Source organism: Aneurinibacillus aneurinilyticus ATCC 12856 (assembly GCF_000466385.1).
GTDB classification, from domain to species: domain Bacteria; phylum Bacillota; class Bacilli; order Aneurinibacillales; family Aneurinibacillaceae; genus Aneurinibacillus; species Aneurinibacillus aneurinilyticus.
In genome coordinates, this window is the sequence record NZ_KE952838.1 from 1 (window position 1) to 11,578 (window position 11,578).

General features: G+C 45.0%; 12 protein-coding genes and 1 tRNA gene. 1 reads left to right on the plus strand and 12 read right to left on the minus strand.

The window, feature by feature from the left end; genetic code table 11:
• Window positions 1-31 precede the first annotated feature (31 nt).
• Both HMPREF0083_RS16965 and HMPREF0083_RS16970 read right to left on the minus strand, forming a co-directional pair.
• Window positions 32-1,273: a PucR family transcriptional regulator gene (locus HMPREF0083_RS16965; RefSeq protein ID WP_167331578.1), complete on the minus strand. Its 1,242-nt coding sequence runs from the start codon at window positions 1,271-1,273 to the stop codon at window positions 32-34.
• A gap of 154 nt (window positions 1,274-1,427) precedes the next feature.
• A tRNA-Leu gene (locus tag HMPREF0083_RS16970) sits at window positions 1,428-1,514 on the minus strand.
• 131 nt (window positions 1,515-1,645) lie between these two features.
• Between HMPREF0083_RS16970 and HMPREF0083_RS16975 the strand changes: the two genes are divergently transcribed.
• Window positions 1,646-2,089 carry a PilZ domain-containing protein gene (locus HMPREF0083_RS16975; RefSeq protein WP_051354696.1) on the plus strand — a complete coding sequence of 148 codons (444 nt, stop codon included), beginning with the start codon at window positions 1,646-1,648 and terminating at the stop codon, window positions 2,087-2,089.
• Window positions 2,090-2,171: 82 nt separating this feature from the next.
• Here HMPREF0083_RS16975 and HMPREF0083_RS26495 read toward each other — a convergent pair whose 3' ends face one another.
• From HMPREF0083_RS26495 to uvsE, 10 genes are all read right to left on the minus strand, one after another.
• Window positions 2,172-3,092, minus strand: a complete 921-nt coding sequence (locus tag HMPREF0083_RS26495) for a 50S ribosomal protein L11 methyltransferase (protein WP_021622842.1) — start codon at window positions 3,090-3,092, stop codon at window positions 2,172-2,174.
• A gap of 172 nt (window positions 3,093-3,264) precedes the next feature.
• Window positions 3,265-3,873 (minus strand): SCO family protein, encoded by a 609-nt coding sequence (locus HMPREF0083_RS16985; protein ID WP_051354697.1) that lies wholly within the window; start codon window positions 3,871-3,873, stop codon window positions 3,265-3,267.
• Window positions 3,874-4,011: 138 nt separating this feature from the next.
• Window positions 4,012-4,641 carry a hypothetical protein gene (locus HMPREF0083_RS16990; protein WP_021622844.1) on the minus strand — a complete coding sequence of 210 codons (630 nt, stop codon included), beginning with the start codon at window positions 4,639-4,641 and terminating at the stop codon, window positions 4,012-4,014.
• A 37-nt stretch (window positions 4,642-4,678) separates the two neighbouring features.
• Complete coding sequence (gene cyoE, locus HMPREF0083_RS16995; RefSeq protein WP_051354698.1) at window positions 4,679-5,620, minus strand: heme o synthase; 942 nt, start codon at window positions 5,618-5,620, stop codon at window positions 4,679-4,681.
• A gap of 29 nt (window positions 5,621-5,649) precedes the next feature.
• Window positions 5,650-6,597, minus strand: coding sequence for a COX15/CtaA family protein (locus tag HMPREF0083_RS17000; RefSeq protein ID WP_021622846.1), 948 nt, complete (start codon window positions 6,595-6,597; stop codon window positions 5,650-5,652).
• A gap of 15 nt (window positions 6,598-6,612) precedes the next feature.
• Window positions 6,613-8,253 carry a cytochrome c oxidase subunit I gene (gene ctaD, locus HMPREF0083_RS17005; RefSeq protein WP_021622847.1) on the minus strand — a complete coding sequence of 547 codons (1,641 nt, stop codon included), beginning with the start codon at window positions 8,251-8,253 and terminating at the stop codon, window positions 6,613-6,615.
• Between the two features lie 15 nt (window positions 8,254-8,268).
• Window positions 8,269-9,201 carry a cytochrome c oxidase subunit II gene (gene coxB / locus HMPREF0083_RS17010; RefSeq protein WP_021622848.1) on the minus strand — a complete coding sequence of 311 codons (933 nt, stop codon included), beginning with the start codon at window positions 9,199-9,201 and terminating at the stop codon, window positions 8,269-8,271.
• Between the two features lie 281 nt (window positions 9,202-9,482).
• On the minus strand, window positions 9,483-10,094 hold the full coding sequence (locus HMPREF0083_RS17015) for an NUDIX hydrolase (protein ID WP_021622850.1): 612 nt from the start codon (window positions 10,092-10,094) through the stop codon (window positions 9,483-9,485).
• Window positions 10,095-10,120: 26 nt separating this feature from the next.
• On the minus strand, window positions 10,121-10,462 hold the full coding sequence (locus HMPREF0083_RS17020; RefSeq protein ID WP_021622851.1) for a toprim domain-containing protein: 342 nt from the start codon (window positions 10,460-10,462) through the stop codon (window positions 10,121-10,123).
• 136 nt (window positions 10,463-10,598) lie between these two features.
• The gene (gene uvsE / locus HMPREF0083_RS17025) at window positions 10,599-11,576 is read right to left on the minus strand and encodes a UV DNA damage repair endonuclease UvsE (RefSeq protein WP_021622852.1); all 978 of its coding nucleotides are present in this window, start codon (window positions 11,574-11,576) and stop codon (window positions 10,599-10,601) included.
• Between the last annotated feature and the right edge of the window lie 2 nt (window positions 11,577-11,578).

Sequence of the window (11,578 nt, forward strand, 5' to 3'; positions counted from 1 at the left end):
TCCACCTTATGGATAATCAACAGGCGTGATTTTATACATTATATTTTCGCAGCTTAATATCTAAAAAAAGCATAATGCGTTCATTCGGATTATTCAAATCAATATCACCGACTTCGCAGATACGCTTTAAACGGTATCCAAGCGTATTGGGATGAATATGCAACTGTTGGGCAGTTTGATTAGCCTTTCCTGTGTTATCTAGGAAAGCTTCCAATGTTTCAAGCAGATTCCCTTGATTTTCTTTGTCATACGTCAATAAGCGCTCCAACTTCAAATTCCGGTATTTCATTTGCTGGTTCCATTGCTTGAGCTTTGGCAACAGGCGATATACACCTAACTCCTGATATCCTTCGATCATCTTCATTTCATCCGGAAGTGCCTTTTTAATTTGCATAACTTCTAGAGCCTGCTGATAGCTAAGCCAGATTTCAGAGGGGGAGGTGACTGGCTCACCGTAGGCCGCTACCATTGTCTCGCTGCCAAATTGGCGCGTCAGCCGCCTGCGAAGCTGATGGATGAATGTTCTGCTTGCCTCTTCTGCCTTCTTCTGCTCCCACTGGTCCAATCCAGCCAATACGAGCAGTTGACGATCATCAAAAGTCCAAAGTGTAAGATGCCTGAACGGAAAAAATTCGCCTAGATTGCCTAATAGATAAGCAAGTTCCTTCTGCATGCTATTCCATTTCGTATCTGGACAATGCGCTTCCAGAATAAGCACGACCATCACGGGTGGCAGATGAAGACGCAGCTGAAGCGCCATCTTCTCAATATCCACGGACTCGTTGGCACTTCGTGATAACAGTTGCCAGAAGAATTGTTTCCGCTTCTCCTCCTGTTTTGTATGACGGTCTTTGCGGTGTAGCAGGCGCGGGAGCGCAAGACGGGCCGCCCGTTTTAATACTTCGAAATCTTTCTCATCGAGCGGACGCACCGCCTCCTGAACCCATATATAACCAAATACCTCATGACCACGGCGAATCGAGACCGCAATACGATTGTTAAGCCCTACTTCTTTTACTGCCGGAATGCGCACAGGTTCATCGCTATGCATAAGTGCCTGAATAATTCCATCTTTCCAAAAACGGATGAGCACCTCCTCCGGCACCTTGCGATTCATAATCGTCTGAATACGCACAGGATCTGTCATGTCACCATGTGTACTGTAAGCGATTACATGATGATTCATATCTTCAATCGTAATTGGATTGCCGACCCGTTCCGTAATCATATCAGCCAGCTCCATTAAATCAGAGAATTCCTCAAACGGCTCCATACCCATCTTCACCCCTCAATCTAAGCGTATACATAACAGCAAAGTAAGCGTAGGACAGGGATATAACGAATAACCAGTATCGTTATTTACGAAAAAAAGCCGCTTACACAGCGACTTCAATGACAATATGTATAAAGATCACACGTACATTCAATGGTGCGGATGAAGGGACTTGAACCCCCACGGTATTGCTACCACTAGAACCTGAATCTAGCGCGTCTGCCGATTCCGCCACATCCGCAACAAAAACATTAAACATTGGGCCTATTTTGATGATAAAATAGAATCGGTTAACATATAAAGCCAATGTAGAAATAATATATCATGGGGTAGCTTGCTTGGTCAAGAAAAGATTGAAAGGATGTGAACAGCTTGGCAGGACAGAATCGCCGACAATTTTTCCGCTTGCCCCTCCCCCATCCCCTTAGCTCCAACGTTACGATTATTCAAATCAAAAATAATGCCATCGAGACCGGAAAAGCAAAGGTACTAATTGAAGACATCAGTCCTGGAGGGCTACGCTTCATCTCTAATGTAAAGCTGCCAGCGACGCCTCAGGTCATCCTCGAGTTTGAAACGGAAATTCTAAACAACAACCTACAGCTCCCCGGCTATATCGTCCGCAAAGTCCCTAGGGATAAAGACATGTATGAATACGGCGTTAAATTCACGCTCGAAAACAATGTGCATGCGGAATTAATTCCGTTGCTACAGTTACTGTCCATTCGCTTGCGTCGTACCCCGCTTGTTGGCGGGTGTCGGTTTGCTACAAACGAGGAGCTGGAACAATTAAATCGAAGCAGCAAGTCATCATAACCATTTTTCTCAAGCTTTTATGGAAAGGAGACTTCTGCCAAGAAAAGCCTCCTTTTTTGCTGATCAGACGGCAACAGGTGTGTCATTTGGCCGCTGTGAACATAAGAGTAATCCACTCCTCATCCACTTGCCGCCGCTCAAGCATACACCCTCTCTCTTCATAAGCATGGCGTACATCTTCTTCAGCCCATTCTACGATACCGGAGACAATTAACTTTCCGCCCTCCTTAACAAGATGCACACATGTACCAGCCTGGCGAATAGCTTCCTCTCCGCCGATGTTGATTAAGATTACATCATACAGCGACTCCCCGAGCAGCATGTTGCCATCTCCCACATACACTTCTGGGGCTTTTACCCCATTCAATGAAGCAAGGTATTCAATTTCAGATGGTGAAGATGGGTTAATATCCACAGCCAGAACGGATGCAGCTCCCCGCATCTCACAATAAATAGATAGGATACCCGAACCTGCACCAATGTCCAATACATTTTTCCCTGCTACATCAATCTGTTCGATAAAACGAAGGCAACTCTGGGTTGTTCCATGCTTACCCGTACCAAATGCGCCACCCGGTTCAAATATCATCCGGTGCTTTTGTCCATACTTCCCTTCAGCTTCTTGCTGCTTCCAGATCGGTATTAATACTAATTCGTTCGAGATTTCCTCAATGTCAAAGTGCGCTTTCCAATCATCCGCATGCTGTAAATCTGGCTCTTTCCAACTACCCTCTCGCATACCGAATGGAGCTAATTCACGCTGCAGCGTTGCAAGCGAGCTTACCGCCTCTTCCTCCATATTCGCTTCGTCTTCAATCGATTCATATGTAATAATCGTAACGTCCGTATCTTTCACTTTGTAATCATAGCCATCCGGTATTCTAAGAATCTCCACGGATTCGTCCACCCAACTATTTGCAAACCCCTTTTCCCCGAGCAAGTACATAACAGATTCAGTGTCTGTCTCAGATGGAAATACAAGTTGATATTCAATCCATTGCATAGGCACATGCCTCCTTCCTTCTATACTAGTATACTCTCCGCTTTACATATAAAAAACCTCTTATCACGAGACAAGAGGTTCTTTCTTCCAATCATATCACTTGAAAAGCTCGCGAGGCGTGTGGTTCGGCGGGCGAACAAGGATGGACCACAATGCCCGCGAGTTTTTCTTATTAATCATTAAGCAAATTATGAATATCTTTGACAATCTGTTCGTTATCCATACTACTTCCCATCTTATATATCGCACGGATATTCTCATTTCCGTCCACGAGGAACAAATTGTTTGAATGCATGAAAATGCCATTTCCTTGATCTTCGGCAAGCACTTTAAATCCTTGCAGGACCTGATCCGTCTGTTCTTGCGTGCCACGCAAAAAACTCCAGCCCTCAGACTTAATCCCCTGGGATGACGTATATTTCTGCAGCATTTGCTCCGTGTCCCGTTTTGGATCAAATGTAATCGTCATAAGCAATACCTTATCGCCGAGAACCCCCTGCTCCTTCAGCTTCTGCTGAACCCGGATTAAGTTAAAGTTGGTGGCCTGACATATGTCTGGGCAATGTGTGTAGTGAAAAGAAACAATACGCACTTTGCCATCGGAATCACGTAACGAAACAGGCTTTCCATACATATCTGACATTGTAAAGGAAGGGGCCCGATCAAGCGTCGGAAGCTTATTAGACCCCCACCACAACTGATAGACAATCGTAAGGATAACCACCGTAATTAATGTGCCGGCTACACCGATAAACCAATAGCGTTTCATAAACGAAGCCACGGCTCCTCCAGCTCCTCCTGTGCAATCCTACTCCCTCGTCGTCAGCTTGGAAACATACATGAAGATGAAAAATAGGACGAAGGGAAATACGACATATCCTAGCGCATATAAAATAATACCCATGTCTATCCCTCCCTGTTATAGATTGCCGAGCTGCGCAAGCTTAATTCCGCACCATTCGGCAAATTCTCCAACTTCGATTAAGTCGCATTGGATAAATACAAACAGACCCATAATCATCGTATACATCCAGACTGCTGTTGCTCCGGGAATGAAGCGATTAAGCGATTTTTCGTTCTTCCGCATCTTGAAGTAGAAGGCACGGAGGTAGAGCACGATGCAAATAAGAACGAGAATTTCCATAATCGCTTGCACAATCACATAGGCGGTCCAGGCCGCTGGGCCAAGCGCCCTGTAGCTCTGGATAAGAGACCAGTCAATCACAACGTAGCCAACAGCTGCAATCATTGCTAATGCAAGTAGACTGAATGCAATTCCTTCCCTGCGTTTCTTATAGCTGATACCGCCTGCCATTGTCAGCACGCCAAGCGCTACTAGCAGCAAAACGTTGTAATTGACCAAATCCTGCACGTTCGCCGGAAGCGTAACATTAAATACATCCGGCGACCATCCGCGCAGGTAGACGTTCGATACAATAAATACGGCGAATGTAAACGTAAAGGAAATCAATCCGAGCCATACGCCCAGCAAGCCGTTGTCTTTGATGCCTTTCTTAGGGACGTGCTCTTCTCCTGCATGCACAGCCATGCCTCTACCCCCTCAATCCCGTTTTAATAAAGCGGAATTACACACGGTCAATCAAGACTAGTATCGTAAATAGCATCAAGTATACAAGCGAATAAACAAACGATTTGCGTGCAAACTTAATATCATCTTTAGCAAAAAATCCTGTCATATTAATAATCACATAGCCAATGCCTAGTATAGACATTCCGATTAGATATACCATACCGACTTTTCCAAGTGCATACAGCATAATGGAGACAAGCACCAGAGCTGCAGTATAGCGAAGAATGTGGCGCTTTGTTACCGCAAAGCCACGAACAGCCGGAAGCATCTGGAATCCAGCAGCTCGATAATCATCGGCACGACGCATTGCAAGCGCCAGGAAATGAGGGCATTGCCAGATGAATAGAATACCGAACAGTACCCATGCAGTCATATCAATTGTACCTGAAATCGCAGCATAGCCCATCATCGGAGGCATCGCACCGGATATGCCACCTACAAGCGTATTTAGCGTCGTTGTGCGCTTGGTCCACATCGTATAAACAACAACGTAGAAAACCAGGCCTACCAGTCCAAGAACAGCCGTCAGCGTGTTGATAAGCAGTAGTGTGATAGTACCTGCAATCCCAAAAACAAAGCCCATAATCATGACAGTTTGCGGATTTACTCTTCCTTCCGGCAACGCTCTGCTCTTCGTGCGTGCCATTAACTTATCAAGGTCACGGTCAATATAATTATTCAAGCACGTTCCTGACATAATTACAAGTGCGGAACCTAACATGGCCATAAGAACTGTCGGTACTGGAAGCGGGCCATCGGCAGCAAGCCAGACGCCTGCAAACAATGACATTAAGTTAGATACTACAATACCAAGCTTTGTTACTGACACATAGTCACGCCAGTCACCCTTCGGTTTCGCTTCAGAAAGCGGACCCGGTTCCATTACGCGGCTGGCTGGATTTTCGTACACATTTTTTTCAGAAATAGGCGTACCCATTTCAAAACCCCCCTGCATTTATAATAGCGTTAGCCAAGATTTACGATAGATTGCTCCTTGCTGGATACAGTGTCGCCTTCCTTACCTTTCGCATGAAGCAGATTTGCCCCAAGCCTTGCTTCTACCGATATAAATGCCGCAAGAGCCATCATCAAGGCGGCAATAGCCATATGGATAACATTCGTAAAGACAGCAAGCCCTGTTACAATTGTAGCGAACCCTGTAACTGGCTGTAATGCCAACAGGATTAGCATAACAATTGCCTGACCTTCCAGCACCTTACGTAAGCGGGCGTAGAAGAAAAGCCATAAAGATGAAAATACGATAAGTAAAGTAGCAAGTACATGTACATACATCAGTGTTGTCGCGATAGCAGGTGTGGAAATAATGTTATTCAACAACGAGGTTTTACCGTTGACCCATACCTGACCGGCATCGCTGTGTTTAATAAAGGCACCCAGCACATAGTCTGCATATATCGCAATCGCAACGATCAGAGCAGGTTTGAACATGGAGCGAACCTGTCTGTCTTCTCTAAATTCACCTTGCTTTTTGCGAACATTTGCCAGCGTTACCCCCGTCAATATGACAAATGTAGAGAACAGGAGAATCGCAAAGCTCGTATCCATCGCTGTAAAGCCAGGCGGAAGCTTTTTCAGTACGTTTATTCCACCAAGAACGGCTACGAATAAAAGCAAAACGAATGAGAGCACAACCAGTTTCAGCACAATGGGGCTTTCCTTTCGTTTACGCCACGCGAAATATAGATTGGCCAGCATAAGGAACCCCACTCCAGTGGATAACATGCGATGCGTATACTCTATGATGATTTTCCCTTCCATAGGCGGGATAATATGCCCATTACACAGCGGCCAGTCAGAGCATGCCAATCCGGCGTCAAATCCTACAACGAGAGCTCCGGCAATCAGCAACAGGAAGGTGGCGATAGTCGTTACGAAAGGTAAGCGATATCCCATTGTTACACCTCTTCTTTACGCTCCAAATGATTTTTTGGGCGTATATTGTTCTTCTGCTTCGCCGAATTCATACGGCGGAGCGGTTACATATGGCATTTCAATAAAATTGTGTTCAGGTGGCGGTGAGGACACCGTCCACTCAAGCGTTTGTGCGCCCCACGGATTTGCGGGAGCTTTAGCTCCACTTCTTAAAGAAACAATAATTGTAACCACCATCATGATTGCTGCTGCGCCAACAAGATACGAACCGAATGTCGCAATCTGGTTGGCAATTTGCATGCCGTTTGCCGGGTCGTACTGGAATACGCGGCGCGGCATCCCCATCATACCGATGTAATGCATCGGGAAGAACGTCAGATTCGTACCGATGAAATACATCCAAAACACGGTTTTACCAAGCTTCTCACTGTACATACGGCCAGTCATCTTCGGGAACCAATAGAAGAGACCTCCAAGGACTGCCATCATGCTCCCACCAAACAGTACATAGTGGAAATGAGCGACAACAAAGTACGTGTCATGCATATGAATGTCAACTGGTACTGTGCCAAGGAAAATCCCACCGAGACCGCCAATTGTGAACATCCCAATAAATCCAACGGTCACGAATAGCATCGGCGTGGTGAACCAGTTCGAGCCCCTCCATAACGTGGCAAGCCAGTTAAAAATTTTAATGGCTGACGGCACCGCGATAATCATCGAAGTCACCATAAAAGGAATCCCTGTTGCAAGTGGCATACCCGCCACAAACATATGGTGAGCCCAAACGAGGAAGCCGAGGAAGCCAATCGCTATAGATGAGTAGGCAATCGCATGATAACCGAAAATCGGCTTTCTTGCAAATACCGGAATAATCTCTGACACGATTCCCATCGCCGGAAGCACCATAATATATACTGCCGGATGGGAATAAAACCAGAATAGATGCTGGTAAAGCATCGGATCGCCACCTGCGGAAGCATCATAGAAATGCGTTCCGAAATGCCGGTCGAATAACAACGTAGTAATCGCACCTGCCAGTGCAGGCGTACCGAATAACTGAATAAACGCCGTAATAAGGGAAGACCATACATACAGCGGCAGACGGTTGAACGTCATCCCCGGTGCACGCATATTAAATACTGTTACGATAATGTTTATTGCACCAAGAATTGAGGAAAGACCTAGAATATGAACGCCTAATACCCAAATATCAAGGCCCAATCCTGGTGACTCGATACTGTAAGGCGGATACGCGGTCCAGCCGATGTCAGGCATTCCGAAATAAAGACTGCTTAGAAAAACAAGGCCACCGAGCACAAAAAGCCAGAAAGCCAGATTATTCATCCGCGGAAATGCCATGTCATGCGCTCCAATCATAATCGGAACAAGATAGTTCCCGAATGCTGCAGTAAGCATCGGAATCATAAACAGAAAAATCATGATGGAGCCATGCATCGTGAACATCTGGTTAAACATATCAGGCTGTGGTACTACATCCGGCATTCCGGGTGTCAACAGTTCAGTACGGATAACCAGTGCTGCTGCTCCTCCAAGGAAGAAGAAAAGCAAACAGACAACGCCGTACATAATCCCGATTTTTTTATGGTCAACAGTCAGCAGCCAGTCTTTAACAAAAGACGGCTTTTTCACATCGGCAGTGGCAACAGTCCCCATGCGATCTACCCCTCCCTATTTCAAGGTTTTGATGTATTCAGCAATGGCCTTGGCTTCTTCTTTTGTTACCTGCTGCGGCGGCATTGGTGAATATCCTTCAGGAGTTTTCGCTGCAGGATCTATGATGGATTCTATGATGTATTCTTCATCGTATTTTACTGTACTGCCATCAGACAACTTTACATCTTTTCCAAACATGCCGCCCCATCCTGGGCCGACAAGCTTACTCTGATCGGTAGCATGACAGCTTAAACAGCCTTTCTGTTCGACGAGCGCCTGACCTTCGCCGCCTGCGCTATCTGTTGCACTACCGCCGGCTTTACCACCGGATTGCACAAATTTATCAAATTCCTCTGTACTTACCACGTTAAGTTTTGCTAACATCATTGAGTGCATTGTCCCGCAATATTCGGCGCATACAATTGGGTATTCGCCCTTTTCGGACGGGCCGGTCCAAAACTGCGTTTGGCGCCCAGGTACCGCGTCCTGCTTAAGTCGCATCGAAGGGATCCAGAAACTGTGAATAATATCACCGGATGTAATCTTGAATAGGACGCTTTTGTCCTCCGGAATAACAAGCTTATTCGTCGTCTTGAAACCTTCCGGATAGTCAAAATCCCAACGCCACTTGTAACCGGTAACATTAATCGTGTACACGTCTTTCGGAGGGGTCTGAATTGCGTATGTCATTTGCGAACCAAACACTCCAATGGCAACCAAAATGAGCGCTGGGATAAGCGTCCAAATGATTTCCATTTTCGTATTCCCGTGCAACGCAATTCCTTGTTTGTCCGGTCTTTTTCTTCTGTAACGAACAAGGAAGATAAACAAAAGCATTTCAACCAGGACAAAGATGAAGACGGCAATAGATGCGATAAACCAGAACAAGGAATCAACCTGCTTCGCCATATCATTAATGGCCGGGGGAAACAACCAACTAAAATCCACACAATACACTCCTTTCTTCTATCATTTGTTCTAGAGGTCAGCAGAACAAACGAAAAAATTTTAGATATAAGAAATAACATCTACATGGTAAATACCATATAAATGTTATCAATTTTCATCTCGTTTGTATAGTGTTTTGAGCATATGCAGCGCTCGGTAAAATTATGTATGGAAGCGCTGAGAATGCTTGATAGAAATGAAAAAAGTACAGACGCCTGACTATCTTTACCCATACCCAAATTTCATATATTTGACACACTTTCTTCTACTTTTGTTCACTATTATTTTACTAGTGAAATAAATTCATAGAGAATACGTGCTGTTAGCCCCCATATAATCTTGCCGTCATACTGATAGAAGAATTCCGGGAGTCTTGTACTGCGCCATTTGTACTCCTTTCCCTGAGGAATGAGTTCAAACGGAAAGTTTTCTTCAGGTTTCACTGCAAGATGAATGTAGTGAACATCCGGCTCTTTTTTCAAAAAGAAATCAAGCGGTACATAAAATACCTCATCTACCTCATCCTGATTTGGAGTGATTTTTTCATAGTCATGTATTTTACCTACAAAGGAATAAATGGAGGATGAATAGGGAGGTATCAAAATCCCCAAGCTTTCGATAATCTGAATATTTTTTTCCTCCAGCCCTAATTCTTCGCATGTTTCACGAATGGCCGCCGCTTGTTCGCTTTCATCTGTCTCATCGATTTTTCCGCCCGGGAAGCATATCTCCCCGGGCTGCCGCTTCAACGTCTGGGCTCTTACTTCAAAGAGTACATATAACTTGCCCTCTTTCTCCACCAGAGGAATCATAACCGCTGCGCGCATGAGCGGGGCAAATCCAAACAAATTAAAGGACCGCTGGCTTATCCGACTCTGAATCTGTTCCATCATTGATGTTTCCACCACTCCTTTACTGCTTATAAAATAACCGCCTCATTCACTTCAATATGGGCGTCACGCAAAATTTTCATCAAATATTCGTATGGTGTACGTGCAATCTCCGTATAGCTCCTTCGTGTATACAGATGATATGCATTCGGGAATTCGTGCTTTAGCTGGGAACGCAATTTTTTGCCGGATGCATCTTCATCAACAAAAATATATACATCACAATCACCGGTACGGTGATAGATGTCCTCCAGCTTTCCCGTGCTCAATGTTCCATGCGTACAAATAATTTCTACGGGTTCCGCGATAACTTTCTCCAGACGCTTCTTATCTGTTTTTCCTTCTACGATAATGACCTTACCGATAATCATTGGCCTATCACCTCGCAGCGAATCTTCCTGCTTACCCTGGAAAACATAGAAGTACGGTTAAAACCGTATCATTTTGTTCTATTCCTACCTTTATTATATGGTGCTTTATCATTTTAGTAAAAAGAAAACGCATTTTTTATTCAATATGAAAACTCGATCTGTTTATTGCCCTGATTTTTTCTTTCTCCCCCTCTTTATTTATCCATTCCATCAGGTGAAAAAGTGCATCATCCTTCTTCTTCGCTTCCACCATCATATCAAGCCGCTCTGTATAATTGGCAACCTTACGCAAAAAAGGAAACATATCTTCTGGTGCGACATAATCAGCATGGCTTCGTCTATCCTTCTCGCTGCGCGGACTGGAAATATGCATCTTAACGGAAAGTAGCGAATCTTTCCAGGTATCAATAATACGTGGCAAAAGCGCGTCAATTTCTTCTTCACTCTCTTCGTAATTGCAACGATGATGATGAATATCAAGCACCATCGGTATTCCCAATGTTTCACATAATTCCAGCGTCTCCTTTGCTGTAAACACTTTATCGTCATTTTCCAGCAGCAGACTTTTCTTCACTTCTTCCGGAACAAGTTCCCAATTTTTAATGAATTGCCGAATCGCTTTTCCTTTGTCCTTGTATGCTCCTCCTACATGCAGAACACAGCGATGATCCGGCTGAACGCCGAGCATCTTAAGCATCCATATATGATGCTCAAGCGTATCCAGTGACACCTTAAGCACGTTCTTGCGCGGTGTATTGAGCACGACAAAGTGATCCGGGTGAAAATCAAGACGCACTCCATCTTTGGTAGCCACATTACCAAACATGCGGAATGCAGCTTCGAGATGACTTCGATACTCCCATCCCTCGGTGAGTTCATGGCCAACAAGTGGAATCAATCTGGATGAAAGACGGAAGAATGTAATATCATACGCCCTATTGTGATAAATCAAACGCACACAATTCCGCAGATTTTCCTGCGCGATTCGCTCCAGTTTTCGAAGCGCAGCTTCCCGGTCCATAATGCCTGCAAATTGTCTGGCGGTCATTGTTTTAGAAGGCGAAGCGTTGGGTACATGTACGCTCATGGCAGCATAGCCGAGACACACGTCCATGG